Origin of the sequence: Glycomyces sp. NRRL B-16210, from assembly GCF_000719515.1 — a bacterium.
Lineage (GTDB): Bacteria > Actinomycetota > Actinomycetes > Mycobacteriales > Micromonosporaceae > Glycomyces.
This window is the reverse complement of record NZ_JOGR01000013.1, coordinates 229,107-251,498: the sequence shown is the minus strand read 5'-3', so window position 1 is coordinate 251,498 and position 22,392 is coordinate 229,107. Positions and strand designations below refer to the sequence as shown.

Genomic DNA, 22,392 nt, shown 5'->3' with positions numbered 1-22,392 from the left:
ACATGAGCTATAACAACTAGATGAGCTGTCAAAATGAAATCGGCTCGTGAAATGGGATGGAGTCCCGGTGTCACGCGGTATGGCGGGGCGAGGAACGAGCCGCCGTCAATGCGCAAGGACGGACGCGACCGGGGCCTGCGGCCAGGCCCGTAGCTGGGCGAACCCTGTGGCCCGCCGCGTGTCGCGGCGGGCCACAGGGTTCGCCAGCGCCGCCGCCGATTCCGGCGCCGAATTTCGGGCTCCAGGCCCCAAGACACAGCCACCGCACCAGGCCCGATCCGCTCGTTCACCGGCGGGTTCGGCCACATGGCTGAAGCGGACCGGCTGCTCCCGCGACGACGATGGCGATATGCACCCTCCGAAAAGCACGCCCCGCCGCGAATGGCTCATCGCCGCAGGACTTCTCCTGCTCGCCCTCGTTCCCTCACTCGCCGGAGCGTTCCGGATCGGCGAGATCGCCACCGGCGCACCCGAGACCGCCGAGAACGCCCGGTTCATGCAGGTGCCGCTGCCGGTGGTCGTGCACATCGCGGGCGCGCTGGCCTACTCGATCCTCGGCGCCTTCCAGTTCCTCCCGCGCCTGCGAATGCGTCACCTGCGCTGGCACCGCTTCGCCGGGCGCTACCTGCTCGTGCCCGCCGGACTCGCCGTCGCGCTCACCGGACTGTGGATGACCGCGTTCTACGACACGCCCGCAATCGCCGACGGCCCGGTGGCGGTCTCGCGCTACATCGTCGGCACCCTCATGCTCGCGTTCCTCGCCCTGGGCGTCGCCGCGATCGCCCGCCGCGACACCGTCGCTCACGGCGCGTGGATGATCCGCGCCTACGCTCTGGCCATGGGCGCGGGCACGCAGGTGCTCACCGCGGGCGGGTCCATGGTGCTGTTCGGCGAACCGGACGCTCTCGCGCACGCCGTCCAGCTGAACGCCGGATGGCTCATCAACGCCGTAGTCGCCGAGTGGGTGATCGCCCGCCGGCGTGCCGCGCTGCGGCGGCCCCGACCTGCGACGATCGCCGCGTGACAGGATGCGACCCATGCACAGCAAGCTCGCCGCCGCTTGGTCGCGCCCGCGCGCCGAGGGCGCGGAGGGGCCAAGGCCGCGGGACTTCGCCCTCGTCGTGGCACTGGTCGCAGTGTCCCTCGTGGAGGGAGCGGTGCGGCCGGACCTCGCGTGGCCCTCGGCGACGATGCTGGTCACGGTCGCGATCCTGCCGGTGCTCCTGTGGCGGCGCACGCGTCCGCTGATCAGCGTCGCGGTCATGACGGGCTCGACCTCCGCGTTCGCGCTCGCGCAGGCCGCGGCGGGGCTCGACCCGAACGCGCTGGTCACCACGGCCGCGTTCCTCACCGTGCCGTATGCCCTGTTCCGTTGGGGCTCAGGGCGGGACCGAATCGCTGGCGCAGTAGTCGTCGCGGCGGGGCTGGTGTTCTCCAGTGTGCTCGGGCGCGATCCGCTCGCGGACACGATCGCCGGGGTCGCGTTCATGGGCGGCGCGTGCCTCATCGGGGCGCTGCGGCGCGAGCGCGTCGAGGCGCGGGCACGGCTCCTCGACACCGTGCGGTCGCGCGAGCGCGAGGCGCTCGCCCGCGATCTGCACGACACTGTGGCCCATCATGTCTCGGTCATCGTGATCCGCGCGCAAGTGGCGAGCGCGGACCCGCGGGATACGGCGCGCGTGGCCGAGTCGCTCGGCGTGATCGAGCGCGAGGCGCAGGCGGTGCTGTCCGACATGCGATCGCTCGTGCGCACGCTTCGCGCTCCGGCCGAGTACGCGCCGACGGCGGGAATGGACGAGCTCGCCCGCCTCGCCGATCCGGGGCCACCGCCGGTGACCGTGCGCCTTAACGCTCCGGAGGAACTGCCAGGCATCGTGGCCTCGACCCTGTTCCGGATCGCACAGGAAGGGGTCACGAACGCCCGCCGCCACGCCCGGGGTGCCACCGGCATCGAGGTAACGGTCGATGTGGAGGCGGACACCGCGCGGCTAACGGTCCACAACGACGGAGCCCCGGCGAAGCCGAATTCAGGCGAAGGCCATGGACTGCAAGGAATGACAGAACGAGTGGCACTGCTAGGCGGAGAGGTAACGGCCGGCCCAGATCCAGCCGGAGGCTGGACCCTGAACGCGGTGCTGCCGGTCCACGCAGAAAAGCGCGAGGCGTAGATGGCCGCCCTAGGCAAAGTCAGCGCGGGGCAAAACAAGTTCCCCTGCAAGGCCGCCATGGAGCCGGTCCGAGTCTTGCGGCGAAGCCCTCGAACCACCATCTCACCCTGAAGGGCCCCTTATGATCCGCGTTCTCGTCGCCGATGACCAGGAGCCCGTGCGCACGGGTCTTCGAATGCTGCTCGAAACGCAGTCCGACATCGAGGTGGTCGGCGAGGCTGCGGACGGCGTGGAGGCGGTCCGGCTCGCTCAGCAACTGCGCCCCGACGTGGCGCTCCTGGACATCCGGATGCCCGGGCTCGACGGCATCCAGACGACCACACTCCTCGCGGGCGAGCGCATCGCCGACCCGATCGCCGTCGTCGTCATCACCACGTTCGACCTCGACGAATACGTGCACGGCGCGCTCCGCGCCGGAGCGAAAGGCTTCCTGCTCAAAGACGCGGGCCCGCACCTCATCGGCGAGGCCGTGCGCGCCGCCGCAAACGGCGACGCCCTTATCTCGCCGCAGATCACGATGCGCCTCCTCGGCGAGTTCGCCCGCCCCGCCCGACAGGTACGGCAGCCGACCAGTCCGCTCACCGACCGCGAGGAGGAGGTGCTCGCGCTGCTCGCCACGGGCCTGACGAACACCGAGATCGGCGAGCGGCTGTTCCTCTCGCTCGGCACGGTCAAGACCCATATCGCAGGCGTCCTCACGAAACTCGGTCTGCGCAACCGCGTCGAGGCCGCTATCTGGGCGTACGAATCCGGTCGCGTGCACGCGGATCCGTCATCGAATTCAGGGTCTTTATCCGATATTTCATAAAATAACCACTATTTTCACAACAAATTACAACAAATACCTAAATATCATTGACTGCGGCTCCGCGCATTGATAACTGTAAATGCGTCTACTTCCCTCACCCGTGTAGCGCCGATCGGTCATTCGGCGTGCCACCAGGAGGAAAGAAGATGCTCCAGAGACTCAGACCATCCCGCGGGGTCCGCCGGGCCGTAGCGGTCGCCGTCGCCTTGGCGGTGGTCGGCACGATCGGCGCGGTCAACGCCACGACCTCGGCGATCGCGCAGCAGAACCCCGCATGGGGCTCCGAGCTGCCCCCGGCCGACGCCGAGTTCAGCATGGCCTACGAGCTGATCCTGCAACCCGATCCGAAGGGGTACGAGCCGCGCGCCGGCGAGTGCTCGAACGAGATCCACGCCCGGTACTGGGAATACGGCCCGGACGGCAAGGTCTACCCGACCTGGCACCCCACGCAGGACCCGAGCGGCTGCTCCTTCGGCCACGAGCACGGCGACGATCCCCGGAACTCGCCGCTGTTCTCGGACAGCGGGTTCCCGCCCTTCGGCTACGTCAGCCAAGTGCAGGCCGACAGCCTGGCCGAGACCAGCCACCGCCACGAAGACCACGTCGGACACAAGATCCTCGTCCAGAACACGGACGTGATCGAGGGCGACGACGGCAGCGCGTTCTTCCCGCCGCAGGGCAATGTCCTCGCCAACTGCGACATCCTGCTCAAGATCCACCAGGGCACGCACTCGCCTGACGCGTTCAAGAACAACATCCACGAGCTGATCAGCAACATCAGGTGCTCGGGCGGCGGCCAGACCGTTCAGGCGAACGTGGCCTTGATGATGCCGTTCGGCGTTGCCGGGGGCTTCGGTCCCTCGGAATGCCCGGGCTTCGGCGGCCCGCGCGTCGAGGTCGGCACGGCCGTCCCGGCCGACTCGCCCTCCGAGTACCAGACGCTGGGTCGCTTGATCTCCAACGCCGCCTGTGTGGACGCCATCCGCCGCGGCGAGACCCACTTCGACCCGCTCTTCCCTGAGCCGCAGCCGTTCAACGTCTCCGACATGGACGACTTCTGGTTCGGCAACTCGCAGGTCAGCGGGGCGGGCGTGACGTTCAGCATCTCGCCGCTCTTCTATGTGGTCGACTCCCAGCGCTACCACGACCCGGCGCTGCCCGACGGGCTCGGCAGGGTCCTGGACCTGTGCTACGAGTCGGATCTCTTGGGCGGCTTCAACTGCGACGAGGCGTTGCAGGCCGGCGGCGGGCAGCGGTTGGACTGGGACGACCCGCGTTCGCCGTTCAAGGGCACGAACCGCGAGTTCCGCCCCGGCGGCTTCACGTTGCAGACCTCGGGTGAAGGCGTGATCTACACCGACACCTACGGCGGCAACGCCTCCACCACGCCGTTCGACGGTTCGATCGAGCAGTACTTCTCGGGCAACTCCGGCAACGGCTGGTACCTGAGAGGCGCGAACCGGAACTGGGACGACGGCACGGTCCACTCCCCCAACTAGAACCCCATAGAGGCGAGAGGGGCCCACAGCGGGGACGCCGCGGGTCCCTCTCGCTATGAGTGTCACCGGGAAGCGCCATTGGGGATCGCAGTCGGGAGCGCCGTTGGGAAACGCCTCAGAAAAACGCCGCCGAGGAAGCACTGGGAAGCACCGAAAACGCTTGAGCACGCTCGGAACTCTCCTTAGCCTCCGCACGGTCGCCCGGCCGCAACGGCCTAGGGCGGCCCGGCATCGCTCTATCGACGCGGTCAGGAACGGGTCGATGGATGGGCCTGCTCATCCTCCCGGCTTCGTCTTGAATCCCCGGCGGGGGCCGGGGCCGTCGGCGGCGAGTTCGTCGCCTCGGTTGTAGATCGAGCACTGGTCGAGGGACAGGCAACCGCAGCCGACGCAGCCGTCCAAATCCTCCTGTAGATCGCGCAGGTAGGCGATCTGGTCCTCCAGTCGCTGCCGCCACGAGGAGGAGAGCCGCTGCCAGTCGGCGCGGTCGGGGATGCGCCGCTCGGGCAGCCGGTCCAAGGCGTCCTTGATCTCGTCCAGGGACAGGCCCACCGAGCGCGCGGCCCGGATGAACGCGACCCGGCGCAGCTCGGCCCGGCGGTAGCGGCGCTGGTTGCCGCCGGTGCGCACCGAGTGGATCAGGCTGAGCGACTCGTAGTAGCGCAGCGTCGGCGCGGGCAGTCCGGCGCGCGCGGCGAAGTCGCCGATCGCAAGCAGCGTACGGGCATCGGGATCGCTCATGTGGCCGTCCTCACTTCGACTTTCACCCGAAGGCATTGACCTCAAGTCGACTTGAAGTTACATGATTCCGGCATGACCATCACCTATGAGGAGACCAGAGAACTCGCCCAGCGCACCGTGGTCGACGCCCGCTATCCGAACATCAACATCTACACGCTCGACGCGATCTGGGTGCTCTACGACCGCGTGCTGCGGGTCGACCCGCAGCGGATCGACGATCCGGCCCGGGACCGGTTCCTGCTGTCGAAGGGCCACGGCCCCAGCGCGTTCTACGCGGTGCTGGCGGCGAAGGGGTTCTTCCCGGCCGAATGGCTCGACACGGTCGCGGACCTCGAATCGCCGCTGGGCTCGCACCCGGACGCCACGCTCGTGCCCGGTGCGGAGATCTCCTCCGGTTCGCTGGGCCACGGCCTGCCGCTGGGAGTGGGCGTCGCGCTCGGCCAGCGCGCCACCGGACACCGCGACGCGCAGGTGTACGTGCTGGTCGGCGACGCCGAGCTCGACGAGGGCTCCAACCATGAGGCGATCGCCTACGCCGGGGCCGTGGGACTCGCGAACCTCAACGTGATCGTCGCCGACAACGACTCCGCCTCGCACGGCTGGGCCGGCGGGATCGCCTCCCGGTTCGCGGTCAACGGCTGGAGCACCGCCACCGAGGACATGCACGACCACGACGCGCTCTACAGGGCGTTCACCGCGCCGCATCCGGACCGACCGCATGTCACGGTCGCCACCGTCCGCACCTGATCCGACTTCCGTTTCGACTCACCGAGGACCCGCCATGTTCCGTTCCAGCCCTTTGACCGACGACCTCCAGCGCCTGACCATGCGCGACGCCTTCGCCGCCGCTGCCGCCGACCTCCTCGACAGGGACCCGCGTGTCGCGGTGGTCCTGGCCGACATCTCCGCCGACCTCTTCCGAAAGGCCGCCGAGGCCCATCCCGACAGGGTCGTGAACGTCGGCATCCGCGAGCAGTTGCTGGTCGGCGCGGCCGGGGGCCTGGCGCTGGCCGGGCTGCGGCCGATCGCGCACACGTATGCGCCGTTCCTGATCGAGCGGGCGTTCGAGCAGGTCAAGCTCGATTTCGAGCGCCAGGGCACGAGCGGGGTGCTGGTGAGCGTGGGCGCTTCGTACGACTGGGCCGAGGGCAGTTTCACGCATTTCGGCCCGCGAGATGTGGCGCTGTTCGACACGCTGCCGGGTTGGCGGGTGTTCGTGCCGGGCCATGCGGCGGAGGTGCCGCCGCTGCTGGAGGAGGCGGTGGACTCGGAGGAGGGTGCGTATGTGCGGTTGTCGTTGCGGCACAACGAGGCTCCGCATGGTGGAACGGACGGTGCGCTGTCGGTGATGAGGAGAGGTAAGCGCGCCGCGGTGATCGCGGTGGGGCCGGTGCTCGACAATGTTCTGGCCGCCGCTGAGGGTCTCGATGTGACGGTGGCGTATACGAACACGCCGCGCCCGCTCGATACGGAGGGGTTGCGGGATCTGGCCGCCGAGACGGGAGGGACGGTGGTGATGGTGGAGCCGTATCTGGAGGGGACGTCGGCTTGGCTGGTTTCTAAGGCATTGTCTGATCGGCCGCACCGGTTGCTGTCGATCGGGGTGGGGCGGGAGGAGTTGCGCCGGTACGGCACGGCGGCGCAGCACGAGCGGTTGCACGGCCTCGACGCCGAGGGCATCGGTGCAAGGGTGAGGGAGTTCCTGGGCCCGGCCTGAACGGGGCCCGAGCAGGGGCTCCCGGCTCCCGGCTCCCGGCTCCCGGCTCCCGGCTCCCGGCTCCCGGCTCCCGCGGATTGTCGTACCTCCGCGGCACTCTTGCATCGGGGGGCCTTGCGATCCGACACACCCGACCCCGGGGGTGCCGGCGCGACACCCCGATGGCCTTGTATAAGAGGCCTTACATGAGGAACGAGTCGACCGCCAGCGCCAGGAACAGCAGCGTCAGGTAGCTCGTGGACCAGTGGAACAGGCGCATCGGCTTCGGGTCCTCGCCGCGGTTGACGCGCCCGAGCAGCTTGTGGCATTCGAGCACGAACATGCCGCCGGTCACCGCCGCCACGACGCCGTACAGCCAGGTCGATCCCAGCGGCACGGCCACCAGCGACACGATGAGCGTCAGCCAGCCGTAGACGACCGACTCGATCGCCACGCGCTTGGCCGGGGCCACGGTCGGCAGCATCGGGATGCCCGCGGCGGCGTAGTCGTCCTTGAACTTCATGGCGAGGGCGTAGAAGTGCGGGGGCTGCCACAGGAACACCACGGCGAACAGGATCCACGCCATCCACGACATGTGGCCGGTCACGGCCGCCCAGCCGATGAGCACCGGCGCCGCGCCGCACGCGCCGCCCCACACCGTGTTGTACGGGGTGGTGCGCTTGAGCCAGATCGTGTAGACCACGTCGTAGTAGACGATCGCGCCGAAGGTCAGCGCCGCGGCGAGCCAGTTGACGAGCAGGCCCATGCCGAGGACGGCGACCGCGCCGATGACCAGCCCGAAGATCAGCGCGTTGCGCGGCGGGATCTGGTGCTTGGCCAGGGGGCGCCGGGAGGTGCGGCGCATGAGCTGGTCGATGTCGCGGTCGATGTAGCAGTTGATCGCGTTGGCCGACCCGGCCGCGAGCGCGCCGCCGAGGAGGGTCGCGATGACGGCCGTGAGGGTCGGAAGGCTGTCGTACTCCATGCGCGCGGCGACGAGCATCGCCGGGATGGTGGTGATGAGGAGCAGCTCGACGATCCGCGGCTTGGTGAGTGACACGTACGCGCCGACGAGGGTGCGCAGGTCCGGCCGCGCCGCTTCCGGGGCGTCGGGTTCGGGCACCTCGATCCGCTTGCGGGCCTGGGGCCGGGGGCGGTCGGTCGCGGTGCCGTTCGAAGCCGCACCTTCAGCGGGGGTTCCGTTCAGAACGGCGCCGCTTGCGGCGGCGCCGTCGTCTGCGCGGGTCGGGTCCTCGTTCATCACCGCCCACCATACGGTCTGTGCGGTTGTGACCCGGGCCTGGGTCGAGGGCCCCTACCTGGGCGTTCCGGGTGCGAGTCTTGCTCGTGGGCGGGTTCACAACGTGCGGAATTCCGGCCTCCGAGAGACTGCGCATAAAGTTCACCCCGTGTAGGTAGGGTCAGAAGACACACGTCAACGGCCCAAATACGACGAGTATCAAGACGATTCATCAAGGAGTATCGCAGTGGCACAGTTCGAGTGGACCGAACTCGACCAGCAAGCGGTTGACACGGCGCGGCTGCTGGCCGCGGACGCGGTGGAGAAGGCCGGCAACGGTCACCCCGGCACCGCCATGAGCCTGGCCCCGGTGGCGCACACCTTGTTCCACAAGGTCATGCGCCACGACCCGAGCGAGCCGAACTGGGAGGGCCGCGACCGCTTCGTGCTTTCGTGCGGCCACTCGAGTCTGACACTGTACGTCCAGTTGTACCTGGCCGGGTACGGCCTGGAGCTTGAGGACCTGAAGAGCCTGCGCCAGTGGGGATCGCTGACCCCGGGGCACCCCGAGGTGCACCACACCAAGGGCGTGGAGACCACGACTGGTCCGCTCGGGCAGGGCCTGGCGACGGCCGTGGGCATGGCGATGGCCGCCCGCCGCGAGCGGGGCCTGTTCGACCCGGAGCCGGCGGTGGGCGAGAGCCTGTTCGACCACTTCGTGTACGTCCTGGCCTCCGACGGCGACATCGAGGAGGGCGTGACCCACGAGGCCTCGTCGATCGCGGGCGTGCAGGAGCTGGGCAACCTGGTCCTCATCTACGACGACAACGAGATCTCGATCGAGGACGACACGAACATCGCCCTGGTCGAGGACGTGGCGAAGCGCTACGAGGCCTACGGCTGGCACGTGCAGACCGTGGACTGGAAGGGCGGGGCCGAGTACAAGGAGGACCCGCGGGCGCTGTTCGAGGCGATCGAGGCGGCCAAGGCCGTCACCGACAAGCCCTCGCTGATCCGTCTGAAGACCATCATCGGCTGGCCCGCCCCGAAGAAGCAGAACTCGTACGCGGCCCACGGTTCGGCCCTGGGCGCCGGCGAGATCGCCGCGACCAAGGAGCTGCTGGGCTTCGACCCCGAGCAGGCCTTCCAGGTGTCCGACGAGGTGCTGGCGTACACGCGCGGCGTGGTCGAGCGCGGCCAGGCCGAGCGCGCCGAGTGGCAGGGCGCCTTCGACGCGTGGGCGTCGGCGAACCCCGAGAACAAGGCCCTGCACGACCGCCTGTGGGCGGGCGAGTTCCCCGAGGGCTTCGAGGCCGCCTTCCCCGAGTTCGAGCCCTCCGCGAAGGGCGTCGCGACCCGTTCGGCCTCCGGCAAGGTGCTGTCGGCGCTCGCGCCGGTGCTGCCGGAGCTGTGGGGCGGCTCGGCCGACCTGGCCGGGTCGAACAACACCACGATGGACGGCGAGCCCTCGTTCCTGCCGCTGTCGCGCCAGACCAAGACCTACCCGGGCAACCCGTACGGGCGCACCCTCCACTTCGGCATCCGCGAGTTCGGCATGGGCGCGATCCTCAACGGCATCAAGCTCCACGGGCCCACCCGCCCCTACGGCGGCACGTTCCTGGTCTTCTCCGACTACATGCGTCCGGCCGTGCGCCTGGCGGCGCTCATGCAGACCCCGGTGGTCTACGTGTGGACGCACGACTCGATCGGCCTGGGCGAGGACGGCCCGACCCACCAGCCGGTCGAGCACCTCGCGGCGCTGCGGGCGATCCCGGGCCTGGACGTGATCCGCCCCGGCGACGCCAACGAGACGGCCGTGGTCTGGAAGACCCTGCTGGGCAAGACCGACCGCCCCGCGGCGCTCGCGCTGACGCGCCAGAACATCCCGGTGTTCGACCGCGAGGTCTACGGTTCGGCCGAGGGCGCGGCCAAGGGCGGGTACGTCCTGGCCGACACCGAGGGCACCCCGGACGTGATCCTCATCGGCTCCGGCTCGGAGGTCCAGTTGGCCGTGCAGGCCGCCGAGACCCTCGCGGGCGAGGGCGTCAAGGCCCGCGTGGTGTCGATGCCGTCGATCGAGTGGTTCGACGAGCAGGATGAGGCCTACCGCGAGTCGGTGCTGCCCAAGGGCGTCAAGGCGCGCGTGTCGGTCGAGGCCGGCATCGGCCTGTCCTGGAGGGACATCGTGGGTGACGCGGGAGTCAGCGTCTCCCTGGAACACTTCGGCGCCTCCGCGCCGTTCGAGAAGTTGTACGAGGAATTCGGGATCACCGCCGCCGCCGTGGCGGACGCGGCCCGCTCCTCCATCAAGAAGGCGCAGCAGTAACGGCTCGCCGAGCAGTACAACAGCATTGAAGCGGATCGAAGACTAGCTGGAAAGCTGGAGGAACCGATGAGCGCGAACGAGAACCTGGCCGGACTGTCGGCCGCGGGAGTGTCGGTCTGGCTCGACGACATCTCGCGGGAGCGACTGGAGACGGGGAACCTGAGGGAACTCATCGCCGAGTCGTCCGTCGTGGGCGTCACGTCGAACCCGTCCATCTTCGCCAACGCCCTGAGCAAGGGCAGCGGCTACGACGAGCAGATCGCGGACCTCGCGGCCCGCAAAGTGAGCGTCGACGAGGCCGCTCGCGCCATCACCACCTTCGACATCCGCTGGGCCGCGGACGTCCTGGCGCCGGTGTTCGAGAACACCGGGGGCCAGGACGGCCGCGTCTCCATCGAGGTCGACCCGCGGCTCGCGCACGAGACGCGGGCGACCGTCGCCGAGGCCAAGGCCCTGTGGTGGGCCGTGGACCGGCCGAACACCTTCATCAAGATCCCCGCGACCGAGGCCGGGCTCCCGGCCATCACGGCCGCGATCGGCGAGGGCATCAGCGTCAACGTGACGCTGATCTTCTCCCTCAAGCGCTACCGGGCGGTCATGGACGCCTACATGGCCGGGCTCGAAAAGGCCAAGGACAAGGGGATCGACCTCTCGACCATCCGGTCGGTCGCCTCGTTCTTCGTCTCGCGCGTGGACGCCGAGATCGACAAGCGCCTCGACGCCGTCGGCACCGACGAGGCCAAGGCGCTCAAGGGCAAGGCCGCGGTCGCGAACGCGCGGCTGGCCTACCAGGAGTACGAGAACGCGTTCGGGACCGAACGCTGGGAGGCCCTCGCGGCGGCCGGGGCCGTCCCGCAGCGCCCGCTGTGGGCCTCCACGTCGGTCAAGAACCCCGACTACCGCGACGTGCTCTACGTCGAGGGCCTCATCGCCCCCGGCACCGTCAACACCATGCCCGAGGGCACCCTGCACGACTTCGCCGACCACGGCGAGGTCGAGGCCGACACGATCCGGCCGCACTACGCCGACGCGGCGACCGTCATGCTCCGCCTGGAGCGCGTCGGCGTCGACTACGCCGACGTCGTGCAGGTCCTGGAGGACGAAGGCGTGGAGAAGTTCATCGACAGCTGGAACCAGCTGCTCGAGCAGATCGACGCCCAGCTCAAGTCGAGCACCCCCGAACCCAACCTTGACAACAGCGGAGAACAGAAGTGAGCGAGCCGATGGGGAAGATGGAAGCCGCCGGGGGCCTCGCGGTCACCACGGGAGTCGACGTGAACGCCGGCGTCGAGCGGCTCAAGGCCGGGGACGTCCCCGCGAAGGTCGCCGCGAAGGACCCGACCCTGTGGGGTCCCGACGCCGAAGAAGAGGCCGCAATCCGACTCGGCTGGGTCGACACCTTCGTGGCCTCCAAGGAGCTGCTCGCGCCGCTGGCCAAGCTGCGCGCCGAACTGCACGAACAGGGCGTCGACCACATCGCGCTCGCGGGCATGGGCGGCTCCTCGCTCGCGCCCGAGGTCATCTCCCGGACCCTCGACCTGGGCATCAGCATCCTCGACACCACCGACCCGGGCCAGATCATCGCCGAACTCGGCGAGGCGTCCCTGCGGCGCACCGCCGTGGTCGTCTCCTCCAAGTCCGGCTCCACGGTCGAGACCGACTCGCAGCGGCGCGCCTTCGAGGCCGCGTTCAAGGGCGTCGGCGTCGAGGACTACGCGAAGCGGTTCGTGTTCGTCACCGACCCCGGCTCGGCCCTCGAGTCGCTCGCGAAGGAGCAGGGCTCGCCGGTGTTCCTCGCCGACGCCACCGTGGGCGGGCGCTACTCGGCGCTGACGGCCTTCGGGATCGTCCCGACCGCTCTGGCCGGCGCCGACGTGGCCGAGCTGATCGACCAGGCCGAGACCTTCGCGAACGCCGTCGCCGGCGGCGAGGGCGACGACCCGGCCGTGGTCCTCGGCGCGGTCATCGCGGCCAAGCCGACGATCACCATCGCCGACGACGGCTCGGGCATCGTGGGCCTGGGCGACTGGGCCGAGCAGCTCATCGCCGAATCCCTCGGCAAGGACGGCAAGGGCACCCTCCCGGTCGTCCTCGAAGGACCGGCCGCCGCCGGCGCCCGCGGCGCCGACCGCGTGTACGCCACCGTCGGCGGCTCCTCCACGGGCCTGCCCGGGTCCGGCTCGCAGCTGGCGATGCCCGACGTGGTCGTCAACGGCCCGCTCGGCGCCCAGTTCCTCGCGTGGGAGCTGGCGACCGCCTACGCCGGGCACCTGATCGGCATCGACCCGTTCAACCAGCCCAACGTGACCGAGTCCAAGGAGAACACCAACCGCATCCTCGCCGACGGCCTCCCCGAGGAGCGCCCGCACGCCGTGGACGGCGCGGTCGAGATCTACGGCTCGCACGCCGAGACCGTCGCCGGCGCGCTCGGCGAGGTGCTCACCAACGCCGACAGCGAAGGCGCCTACATCGCCGTCCTGGCCTACCTCGACCGGTTCGACGACGCCGAGATCGCCAGGCTCCGCGCCGAACTGGCCGACCGCACCGGCGCGCCCGTCACCTGGGGCTGGGGCCCGCGCTTCCTGCACTCGACCGGCCAGTTCCACAAGGGCGGACGCCAGACCGGTGTGTTCTTGCAGCTCACCGGCGAGGTCGGCGAAGACCTCGTCATCCCCGGCCGCGACTACACCTTCGCCGGGCTCCAGGCCGCCCAGGCCGCCGGCGACCGCCAGGCCCTCCAGTCGCGCGAGCGCCCGACGGTGCGACTGCACCTGACCGACCGCAAGCGGGGCGTCAACCAGATCCTCCACGCCGTCAGGGAGCTGAGCTAGATGGACCCGGACACCGTGCACCACGTCAATCCCCTGCGCGATCCCGCCGACCGGCGGCTGCCGCGCATCCCCGAGCCTTGCGCGCTGGTGATCTTCGGCGTCACCGGCGACCTCGCCAAGAAGAAGCTCATCCCGGCGATCTACGACCTCGCCAACCGCGGGCTCCTGCCGGCCTCGTTCGCGATCCTCGGGTTCGCCCGCCGCGACTGGGACCACGGGACGTTCGAGGAGATGGCCCGCGAGGCCGCCCAGGCCCACGCGCGCACCCCGTGGCGCGAGGAGGTCTGGGCCCGCCTGGCAGGGAACTTCAAGTTCGTCTCGGGCACCTTCGACGACGACGCGGGCTTCGACCGCCTCGACGCGACCCTCGACGACCTGCGCGAATCGCACGGCATCATCGGCAACGCCGCGTTCTACTTCTCCATCCCGCCGCTGGCGTTCCCGACCGTGCTCAAGCAGCTCGAGCGCACCGGCATGGCCGACAACCGCCAGGACGGCGGCGGCTGGCGGCGCGTCGTGGTCGAGAAGCCCTTCGGCGAGGACCGCCCTTCGGCCTCGGAGCTCAACGGCCTGGTCGACCGGGTGTTCACGCCCGCGGACGTGTTCCGCATCGACCACTACCTCGGCAAGGAGACGGTGCAGAACATCTTCGCGCTGCGCTTCGCGAACGCGATGTTCGAGCCGATCTGGAACTCCAACTACGTCGACCACGTGCAGATCACCATGGCCGAGGACGTCGGCATCGGCACCCGCGCCGGGTTCTACGACGACAACGGCGCCGCCCGCGACGTGCTCCAGAACCACGTCCTGCAACTGCTCGCGATCGCCGCCATGGAGCAGCCCAACGGGTTCGAGGCCGAGGAGATCCGCACCGAGAAGCTGAAGGTCCTGCGGGCCATCAAGCTCCACGACGACCTCGAGGCGACCGCGATCCGCGGCCAGTACGCCGACGGCTGGGTGCAGGGCCGTCCCGTCCAGGGCTACCTCGCCGAGGACAACATCCCGCAGACCTCGACCACCGAGACCTACGCGGCGGTCCAGATCGGCATCCAGAACCGCCGCTGGAACGGCGTGCCGTTCTACCTGCGCACCGGCAAGCGGCTCCCCAAGCGCGTCACCGAGATCGCGGTGGTCTTCAAGGAGGCCCCGCACATGCCCTTCGCCGATTACGACACCAAGACGCTCGGGAACAACCAGCTGGTCATCCGCGTCCAGCCCGACGAGGGCATCACCGTCAAGTTCGGCTCGAAGGTCCCCGGCACCGGCATGGAGCTGCGGGACATCTCGATGGGCTTCGGCTACGGCGAGACGTTCACCGAGTCCAGCCCCGAAGCGTACGAGCGGCTCATCCTCGACGTGCTCCTGGGCGACAAGACCCTGTTCCCCGACGCGCAGGAGGTCGACGCCTCCTGGGCCGTGATCGACCCGCTCGAGGAGTACTGGGCCAACACGAAACCCGAGCTGTACGAGTCGGGGACGTGGGGCCCCGCCGGGGCCGACCACATGCTGCAATCCTCCGGCCGCCGCTGGCGCCGGGCCTAGAAGGGGAGTCTGGACGTGCATCTGAAGGACACCACCACCGGCGACATCATGAAGGCCCTCGACGGGCTGCTCCACGAACTCGGCGGCGCCTCCGGCCTGGCGCTCAACCTGGTCGCCCTGACGACCGAGGACGAGCGCGAGGAGGTCGAGAAGGCCGCCTCGTTCGCCGCGCAGGAGCACCCGTACCGGCTGATCATGGCGATCCCCCGCGACCTGGAGGCGACCGAGCCGCGCATCGACGCCGAGGTCACCGTGGGCGACCGCCTCGGATCGGCCGAGGCGATCATCCTGCGCCTGGACGGCCCGGCCGCCGCCCACCTGACCGCGATCGTGCTGCCGATGCTCGCCTCGGACGTGCCCGTGGTGACCTGGTGGCTGCTCGACCCGGTCCGCTACGGCCTGGAGCACGAGCTGCGGTCGTTCGCCGACCGCCGCATCACCTACTCCGCCCGCGCGGCCGACCCGGTCGCGTCGCTGTACCGGCGCGCCGAGTCGTACGAGCCGGGCGACACCGACATCTGCTGGACCCGCATCAGCCTGTGGCGCTCGCTCATCGCCAGCGCCTTCGACGGGGTGACCAAGTCGGTGGAGAAGATCGTCATCAAGGCCGACGAGGACGACCCGTCGGCGCAGCTCATGGCCGCGTGGCTCGACACGCGCCTGGGTGTCGCGCCCGAGGTGGTCGACACCGAGGTCGAGCGCAACTCCGAGCACCTGCCCGCGATCGCCTCGGTGGCGTTCACGATGGCCGGCGGCGAGAAGATGGAGGTCGAGCGCCAGGCCGACGGCACGACCGTGCTGCGCCAGGAGGGCCTGCCGAAGCGCCGCCAGACGCTCCAGGGCCGGACCCTGGGCCAGCTGCTGGCCGAGGAGCTGCGGCACATCGACCCCGACACGGCCTACCGGAAGGTGCTGGACGGGTTCCAGGAGCACTACGCGACCCTGCGGGCGGGCGCATGAGCCGCTCGAACGCAGTGATCGTCCACGAGGACGCGGACGTGCTGGCCGACGCGGTGGCGTCGCGGCTGATCAACCGGCTCGCGGACGCGCAGGCGTCCCGCGGCGAGGCGTCGATCGTGCTCACCGGCGGGCGGATCGCCGCGAAGGTGTACGTGAACATCCTCGGGTCCTCGATCCGGGGGGTCGTGGACTGGTCGAAGGTCGACTTCTGGTGGGGCGACGAGCGGTTCCTGCCTTCGGGCGACCCGGAGCGCAATGAAACACAGGCGCGCGAGGCGTTCCTGGACCATCTGCCGGTGGACCCGGCGCGGGTGCATCCGATGGCGGCCGCGGACGCCGTGGGCACGCCTGAGGAGGCGGCGGCGCGGTACGAGGCCGAATTGGCGGCCGCCGCGGGCGGTGCCGGGGTTCCCGCGTTCGATCTGCTGCTGTTGGGCATCGGCGAGGACGGGCATGTGGCCTCGCTGTTCCCGGGCAACCCGGCGCTCGATGCCGAGGGCGCGGCGGTGGGGGTCCACGACTCCCCCAAGCCGCCGCCGGAGCGCGTCTCGCTGACGCTGGGGGCCCTCAACACCGCCACGGCGGCGTGGATCATCGCCTCCGGTGACGGCAAGGCCGAAGCGGTGGACGAGGCGCTGGAGAAGCGCGAGCTGCCGGCGGGGCGCGTCGAGGCCCAGGGCCACACGCGCTGGCTCATCGACAAGGCCGCGGCGGCGCGTTTGAAGCATCTGGAGCTCTGAGCGGACTGAAGGGCCCGGAACGGATTCCGATCCGTTCCGGGCCCTCGCTGTGTCAGCTGCGGCCGATCGCCCAACCATGCGATGTCGTGCCGCTCGGGGCGGTGGTGAGGGCCGCCCGGTGATGCAAGCGGTGGTGAGAGCCGCTTTTTTGTGTCTGGTGTCTGGTGTCTGGTGTCTGGTGTTCGGGTGAGTTCGACGCTCGGTGGCTAGTACAGCGAGCGTTCGCCGCGTGCCGCGGCGCGGGCGGCGAGCGCTTCGGCGAGGAGGTCTTCGGCCTCTTCTTCGCTGCGGCGCTCCCGCACGTAATTCAGGTGGGTCTTGTACGGCTTGGCTGATCGGCGTTCTGGGGGGTTGTCTTGATCGGGACTGGCGGGCCATCCGCAGCAGGTGCAGTCCCATTCCTCTGGCACCTCGACGTACAGCGCGAAAGACCGGGTGGTCTCGTGTCCGTTGGCGCACCAATATCTGACTTGCTGCCGAGGCACGGGTTCGCCGCGTTCCGAGTGGAGTCCCGGGGTGGCGCCGATTCGCGTGCCGCGGATGGCTTGTCCGTTGGACATATGTGTGATCGCTCCTCACAGACGGGAGATCTCTTGTGGAAATCGACCGGACGCGGCAGCGGTTTCAGGAGTCGGCGGGAGGAAGACCGCGCGGCTCCCCATTCGTCGCCGTGGAGTCACCGGCCGGAGCGGTAGGAGCACCGCCCTCAGCAATTCTATGACGCAACGCACACACTGTAAAGACTGCCGCGAGTTCGCATTGCGCCGGAAGTAGAGGCGGGTTCTAGAGCCCCGCTCGCATCGAATCGGTTGCGTCCCTAGGAGATTCGTGGAGTGAACTGACACCGGTTCTGGCCGGGGCGGAGAACCCTGAAAACGCGACTGGGTCCGGCGAGCATAGCTCGCCGGACCCAGACCGAAGTCGTGTTCGCTGACCGGACCGCTAGACGATGGCCCGCAGGAGGAGGCCGAACGCCAGGATGCTGGCGAACCAGATGACGCCGACGCCGATCGTGATGCGGGTGAGGTTCTTCTCCGCCACGGACGAACCGGAGGCCACCGAGGCCGCGCCGCCGCCGAACATGCTCGACAGGCCGCCGCCCTTGCCCTTGTGCAGCAGCACCATGAGGATCAGGACTCCGCTGGAGAGCAGCAGGAGGATCAGCAGGGCGTAACTCAGAACCGTCATCATCGGTGATCGGGTGTCCTCTCAGCAATTCTGACCCGATATGGGGCGCGGGCCGGGTCCGAGTCTAGCGGAGGACATGACGACAACCTAAGGCGGTGTCGGCATGATTGCAACTGCGTGCGAGCGAATCAGCTGGTCAGCTCGTGAAGTGGGATCCCGACAAATGGAAAGGGCGGAATGACTGCCGCTGGCCCGGGATACGAAGGGAGCCGCCGTACGACGTTGTACGACGGCCCTGCTCTTGAGGCCCGCAGCGCTCAGCTCGATGCGCTGCGGGCCGAAATACTGTTACGCCCCCGCGTGCTCCGGGCGGCGCTTCTGTTTCACGCCCCCGCGTGCTCCGGGAAGCGCACGATCTTGGCGAACTCCTCGGCGTCCAGGCTCGCGCCGCCCACCAGGGCGCCGTCGATGTCCGGCTTGCCCATGATCTGGGCGACGTTCGAGGACTTCACCGAACCGCCGTAGAGGATGCGAACCCGGTCCGCCACCGCGCCGAACTTCTCGGCCAGCGCCGAACGCAGGGCCCCGATGACCTCCTGGGCGTCCTCGGGGGTGGCCGTGCGGCCGGTCCCGATGGCCCAGACGGGCTCGTAGGCCACGACGACCTTGCCGAGCTCCTCCTCGGTCAGTCCGTCGACGGCGGCGATCAGCTGGCTCACCGTGTGCGGCACGTGGTTGCCCGCCTCGCGGACGTCCAGCGCCTCGCCGACGCACAGGATCGGGCTGATGCCGTTGTTGAGCGCCTGGCGGACCTTGGCGGCCACCAGCTCGTCGCCCTCGTCGTGGAACTGCCGGCGCTCGGAGTGGCCCACGGCCACGTACGAGCAGCCGAGCTTGGCGAGCATCGAGCCGGCGATCTCGCCGGTGTAGGCGCCCGACGGGTGCGCCGACAGGTCCTGGGCGCCGAAGCCGATGGTCAGCTTGTCGCCGTCGACGAGCGTCTGCACGCTGCGGATGTCGACGAACGGCGGCAGGACGACGGTCTCGACCGCTTCGAGCTGCTCGCGGTCGAGGCTGAAGGCCAGCTTCTGCACCAGGGCGATCGCTTCGAGGTGGTTGAGGTTCATCTTCCAGTTGCCGGCGATGAGCGGCTTGCGAGTCTCAGACATCAGCGTTTACTCCGGTTCGGGGAAGCGTCGCGAAGCGGCGCGGTTGGGCGGGGCGACGGGCGCGGGCCATCTACTTCTCCAGTGCGTCCAGGCCGGGCAGGGTCTTGCCTTCGAGGTATTCGAGGCTCGCCCCTCCGCCGGTCGAGATGTGGCCGAATCCGTCCTCGGGCAGGCCGAGGGTGCGGACCGCGGCGGCGGAGTCGCCGCCGCCGACCACGCTGAACGCCTCGGAGTCCACGAGCGCCTGCGCGACGGTCTTGGTGCCGGCGGCGTAGTCGGGGAACTCGAACACGCCCATCGGGCCGTTCCAGAACACGGTCTTGGCCCCGGCGATCCGCTCCGAGAAGAGCTTCGCGGACTCGGGTCCGATGTCCAGGCCCATGCGCTCGGCCGGGATGGCGTCCACCGCCACCGTGAGCGGCTCGGCGTCGGCGGCGAACTCGGCCGCGGTGGTGGTGTCCACCGGCAGCAGCAGTTCGACGCCGAGTTCGGCGGCCCGGGCGAGGTAGGACTTGCAGACCTCGATCTGGTCCTTCTCCAGCAGCGACGATCCGACCTCGAAGCCCTTGGCCGCGAGGAAGGTGAACATCATGCCGCCGCCGACGATGAGCGTGTCGACCTTGTCGAGGAGGTTGTCGATGACCGCGAGCTTGTCGGAGACCTTCGCGCCGCCGAGGATGACCACGTACGGCTTCTCGGGGGCCCCGGTGAGCTTGGAGAGGACTTCGACCTCTTTGGCGATGAGCCAGCCGGCGTAGTGCGGCAGGACCTTCGCGACGTGGTAGACCGAGGCGTGCTTGCGGTGCACGGCGCCGAAGGCGTCGTCGACGTACACGTCGCCGAACGCGGCGAGCTGGCCCGCGAACTCGGCCCGCTCGGTCTCGTCCTTGCTGGTCTCGCCCTTGTTGAAGCGCAGGTTCTCCAGCAGGAGCACGTCGCCGTCGCCTTGGGCGACGGCCTTGGACTCGGCGTCGGTCCCGACGGTGTCGGAGGCGAAGGCGACCTCGCGGCCGAGGACCTCGCCGAGGCGCTTGGCCACGGGGGCCAGCGAGAAGGCGGGGTCGGGCGCGCCCTTGGGGCGGCCCAGGTGCGAGCAGACCACGACGCGGGCGCCGGCTTCGGCCAGCGCCTTGACGGTCGGGGCGACGGCGCGGATGCGGCCGTCGTCGGTGATGTTCTTCCCGTCCAGAGGCACGTTGAGGTCGGCGCGTACGAGTACGCGCCGACCGTTGACGCCCTCCTTCAGGAGTTCGTCGAGTGTCTTCATCAGACTAAGCGCCGACCAGCTCGACGAGGCTGACGAGGCGGTTGGAGAAGCCCCACTCATTGTCGTACCAGCCGAAGACCTTGACCTGGTTGCCGATGACCTTGGTCAGGAGGCCGTCGATGATGCACGAGTGCGGGTCGGTCTCGATGTCCTTGGAGACGATCGGGTCCTCGGTGTAGGCCAGGATGCCCTTGAGGGGGCCCTCGGCGGCGGCCTTGAGCGCGGCGTTGACCTCTTCGGCGGTGACGTCGCGGGACGCCTCGAAGGTGAGGTCGGTGACCGAGCCGGTCGCGATCGGCACGCGCAGCGAGTAGCCGTCGAGCTTGCCGTTGAGCTCGGGCAGCACCACGCCGACGGCCTTGGCGGCGCCGGTGGTGGTGGGCACGACGTTCAGGCCGGCGGCGCGGGCGCGGCGGGGGTCCTTGTGGGGACCGTCCTGGAGGTTCTGGTCCTGCGTGTAAGCGTGGATGGTGGTCATCAGGCCCTTTTCGATGCCGACGGCCTCGTGCAGGACCTTGGCCATCGGGGCCAGGCAGTTGGTGGTGCAGGACGCGTTCGAGATGATGTGGTGCTTCTCGGCGTCGTACTTGTCGTTGTTGACGCCCATGACCACGGTCAGGTCCTCGTTCTTCGCCGGAGCGGAGATGATGACCTTCTTGACCGTGTCGCCCAGGTGGGCGGCGGCCTTGGTGCCGTCGGTGAAGAAGCCGGTGGACTCGATGACGACCTCGGCGCCGACCTCGGCCCACGGGATGTTGGCGGGGTCGCGCTCGGCGAAGGCCTTGATGGTCTTGCCGTTGACGGTGATCTCGCCGGGGCCGACCTTGACCTCGTAGGGGAGGCGACCGAGGATCGAGTCGTACTTCAGCAGGTTGGCAATGGTGTCGGCGTCGCCGAGGTCGTTGAATGCGACGATTTCGACATCGGCACCGGAGGCGAGAATCGCCCGGAAGAAGTTGCGCCCAATGCGGCCGAAGCCGTTGACGCCAACGCGGATGGTCACGTGGCCATCTCCTCGCTAGAACAGGATCGGATGATTGACTGAGACCGGAGGCGGTCTCGTACGCGATCCGTTCAGCCGAATAGCGACGGTGGAACAGATCGCTGTTCGGCCTCGTCGCCGAGCACTCCTTGACCCTACCGCTCCGGTTCTGAAAACCTGTCGCGGCCGGTTCCCCCCGATCATGTCACACCCAGGACAGCGGTGTGACATCGCGGTTAAGCGTAGCGGTAGAGCGCCAGGCCGCGCCGGACACCGCGCCAGAGAACGGCAGTCGGCTGCGAACGGTCAGGCGACCAGGGCTTCCTCTTCGGCGACGACGTCGTCGGGTCCGGGGACGCCGTTCTCGTGGGCGCGCTTGGTGGCCATGTTGATGAGGCGGCGGATGCGCCCGGCGATGGCGTCCTTGGTGAGCGGCGGGTCGGCGAGGGTGCCGAGTTCTTCGAGGGAGGCCTGGCGGTGGTCGAGGCGCAGGCGCCCGGCGGAGGCGAGGTGCTCGGGGACGTCGTCGCCGAGGACTTCGAGGGCGCGGGTGACCTTCGCGGCGGCGGCGACGGCGGCGCGGGCCGAGCGGCGCAGGTTCGCGTCGTCGAAGTTGGCGAGGCGGTTGGCGGTGGCGCGCACTTCGCGCCGCACGCGCCGCTCCTCCCAGGTGAGGACCGAGGAGTGGGCGCCGAGCCTGGTGAGCAGTTCGCCGATGGCGTCGCCGTCGCGGATGACGACGCGGTCGACGCCGCGCACGTCGCGGGACTTCGCGGCGATGCCGAGGCGGCGGGCGGCGCCGACGAGCGCCAGCGCGGACTCGGGGCCGGGGCAGGTGACTTCGAGGGAGGAGGAGCGGCCGGGTTCGGTGAGGGAGCCGCGGGCGAGGAAGGCCCCGCGCCAGGCGGCCTCGGCGCAGCACGGGTAGGCGCCGACCACGTGGTTGGGCAGGCCGCGGACGGGGTAGCCGCGCTGGTCGGTGAGGCCGATCTGTTTGGAGAAGGCCTGGCCGTCGGCCATGACGCGCAGGAGGTAGTGGTTGTTGCGGCGCAGTCCGGCGGCGACGAGGACGTGGACCTCGGACTCGTAGTTGTAGAGGTCGGCGATCATGCGCTTGGCGCGGCGGGCGACGTTCCCGGCGTCGACCTCGGCTTCGACGACCACGTTGCCCTGGCCGACGAGGTGCAGGCCGCCGGCGAAGCGGAACAGCGAGCCGAGCTCGGCCCGTTGACAACAGGACTTGCTGACCTCAATACGACTGAGCTCGTCCTTGACCTCCGAGGTCATCGCCATTC

The 22,392-nt window shown here is 69.4% G+C and carries 20 protein-coding genes; 12 read left to right on the top strand and 8 right to left on the bottom strand.

The window, feature by feature from the left end:
• The first annotated feature begins 349 nt into the window (after positions 1–349).
• The 4 genes from IF12_RS0119685 (at position 350) to IF12_RS0119670 (ending at position 4,475) form a co-directional block, all read left to right on the top strand.
• Positions 350–1,024, top strand: coding sequence for a DUF2306 domain-containing protein (locus IF12_RS0119685; RefSeq protein WP_030161475.1), 675 nt, complete (start codon positions 350–352; stop codon positions 1,022–1,024).
• A gap of 13 nt (positions 1,025–1,037) precedes the next feature.
• Positions 1,038–2,168, top strand: coding sequence for a sensor histidine kinase (locus tag IF12_RS0119680; RefSeq protein WP_030161473.1), 1,131 nt, complete (start codon positions 1,038–1,040; stop codon positions 2,166–2,168).
• Positions 2,169–2,289: 121 nt separating this feature from the next.
• Positions 2,290–2,976: a response regulator transcription factor gene (locus IF12_RS0119675; RefSeq protein ID WP_030161472.1), complete on the top strand. Its 687-nt coding sequence runs from the start codon at positions 2,290–2,292 to the stop codon at positions 2,974–2,976.
• A gap of 146 nt (positions 2,977–3,122) precedes the next feature.
• Positions 3,123–4,475 carry a hypothetical protein gene (locus IF12_RS0119670; protein WP_030161470.1) on the top strand — a complete coding sequence of 451 codons (1,353 nt, stop codon included), beginning with the start codon at positions 3,123–3,125 and terminating at the stop codon, positions 4,473–4,475.
• A 276-nt stretch (positions 4,476–4,751) separates the two neighbouring features.
• Here IF12_RS0119670 and soxR read toward each other — a convergent pair whose 3' ends face one another.
• Positions 4,752–5,216 (bottom strand): redox-sensitive transcriptional activator SoxR, encoded by a 465-nt coding sequence (gene soxR / locus IF12_RS0119665; protein WP_030161468.1) that lies wholly within the window; start codon positions 5,214–5,216, stop codon positions 4,752–4,754.
• Between the two features lie 72 nt (positions 5,217–5,288).
• Between soxR and IF12_RS0119660 the strand changes: the two genes are divergently transcribed.
• Together IF12_RS0119660 and IF12_RS0119655 are read left to right on the top strand one after the other, a co-directional pair.
• Positions 5,289–5,963 carry a transketolase gene (locus IF12_RS0119660; RefSeq protein WP_035749636.1) on the top strand — a complete coding sequence of 225 codons (675 nt, stop codon included), beginning with the start codon at positions 5,289–5,291 and terminating at the stop codon, positions 5,961–5,963.
• 79 nt (positions 5,964–6,042) lie between these two features.
• On the top strand, positions 6,043–6,933 hold the full coding sequence (locus IF12_RS0119655) for a transketolase C-terminal domain-containing protein (protein WP_030161464.1): 891 nt from the start codon (positions 6,043–6,045) through the stop codon (positions 6,931–6,933).
• A 181-nt stretch (positions 6,934–7,114) separates the two neighbouring features.
• Here IF12_RS0119655 and IF12_RS0119650 read toward each other — a convergent pair whose 3' ends face one another.
• The gene (locus IF12_RS0119650; RefSeq protein WP_081913766.1) at positions 7,115–8,173 is read right to left on the bottom strand and encodes a heme o synthase; all 1,059 of its coding nucleotides are present in this window, start codon (positions 8,171–8,173) and stop codon (positions 7,115–7,117) included.
• 226 nt (positions 8,174–8,399) lie between these two features.
• Between IF12_RS0119650 and tkt the strand changes: the two genes are divergently transcribed.
• From tkt to pgl, 6 genes are all read left to right on the top strand, one after another.
• Complete coding sequence (gene tkt / locus IF12_RS0119645) at positions 8,400–10,478, top strand: transketolase (RefSeq protein ID WP_231492653.1); 2,079 nt, start codon at positions 8,400–8,402, stop codon at positions 10,476–10,478.
• Positions 10,479–10,544: 66 nt separating this feature from the next.
• The gene (tal, locus tag IF12_RS0119640) at positions 10,545–11,693 is read left to right on the top strand and encodes a transaldolase (protein ID WP_030161459.1); all 1,149 of its coding nucleotides are present in this window, start codon (positions 10,545–10,547) and stop codon (positions 11,691–11,693) included.
• Positions 11,690–13,309: a glucose-6-phosphate isomerase gene (locus IF12_RS0119635; protein WP_030161457.1), complete on the top strand. Its 1,620-nt coding sequence runs from the start codon at positions 11,690–11,692 to the stop codon at positions 13,307–13,309. Before tal ends, IF12_RS0119635 begins: the two co-directional genes overlap by 4 nt.
• Positions 13,310–14,851, top strand: a complete 1,542-nt coding sequence (gene zwf, locus IF12_RS0119630; protein WP_030161455.1) for a glucose-6-phosphate dehydrogenase — start codon at positions 13,310–13,312, stop codon at positions 14,849–14,851.
• A gap of 15 nt (positions 14,852–14,866) precedes the next feature.
• A complete protein-coding gene (locus IF12_RS0119625) occupies positions 14,867–15,811 on the top strand; it encodes a glucose-6-phosphate dehydrogenase assembly protein OpcA (RefSeq protein WP_133884280.1) in 945 nt (314 codons plus the stop codon).
• Entirely contained in the window at positions 15,808–16,551 is a 744-nt protein-coding gene (pgl, locus tag IF12_RS0119620) for a 6-phosphogluconolactonase (RefSeq protein WP_030161452.1), read from the top strand. The genes IF12_RS0119625 and pgl overlap by 4 nt, the downstream gene beginning before the upstream one ends.
• 206 nt (positions 16,552–16,757) lie before the next feature.
• On the opposite strand, the gene IF12_RS25240 is transcribed toward pgl, so the two are convergent.
• The 6 genes from IF12_RS25240 to whiA all read right to left on the bottom strand — a co-directional run bounded on the left by IF12_RS25240 (position 16,758) and on the right by whiA (position 22,390).
• A complete protein-coding gene (locus IF12_RS25240; protein WP_081913765.1) occupies positions 16,758–17,111 on the bottom strand; it encodes an RNA polymerase-binding protein RbpA in 354 nt (117 codons plus the stop codon).
• A gap of 382 nt (positions 17,112–17,493) precedes the next feature.
• On the bottom strand, positions 17,494–17,739 hold the full coding sequence (gene secG, locus IF12_RS0119610) for a preprotein translocase subunit SecG (protein WP_231492652.1): 246 nt from the start codon (positions 17,737–17,739) through the stop codon (positions 17,494–17,496).
• A gap of 323 nt (positions 17,740–18,062) precedes the next feature.
• The gene (gene tpiA, locus IF12_RS0119605; RefSeq protein ID WP_197034805.1) at positions 18,063–18,848 is read right to left on the bottom strand and encodes a triose-phosphate isomerase; all 786 of its coding nucleotides are present in this window, start codon (positions 18,846–18,848) and stop codon (positions 18,063–18,065) included.
• 70 nt (positions 18,849–18,918) lie between these two features.
• A complete protein-coding gene (pgk, locus tag IF12_RS0119600; protein ID WP_030161447.1) occupies positions 18,919–20,115 on the bottom strand; it encodes a phosphoglycerate kinase in 1,197 nt (398 codons plus the stop codon).
• 4 nt (positions 20,116–20,119) lie between these two features.
• Positions 20,120–21,118 carry a type I glyceraldehyde-3-phosphate dehydrogenase gene (gene gap, locus IF12_RS0119595; protein WP_030161446.1) on the bottom strand — a complete coding sequence of 333 codons (999 nt, stop codon included), beginning with the start codon at positions 21,116–21,118 and terminating at the stop codon, positions 20,120–20,122.
• A gap of 285 nt (positions 21,119–21,403) precedes the next feature.
• Positions 21,404–22,390 carry a DNA-binding protein WhiA gene (gene whiA / locus IF12_RS0119590; RefSeq protein ID WP_030161443.1) on the bottom strand — a complete coding sequence of 329 codons (987 nt, stop codon included), beginning with the start codon at positions 22,388–22,390 and terminating at the stop codon, positions 21,404–21,406.
• Positions 22,391–22,392: the final 2 nt, after the last annotated feature.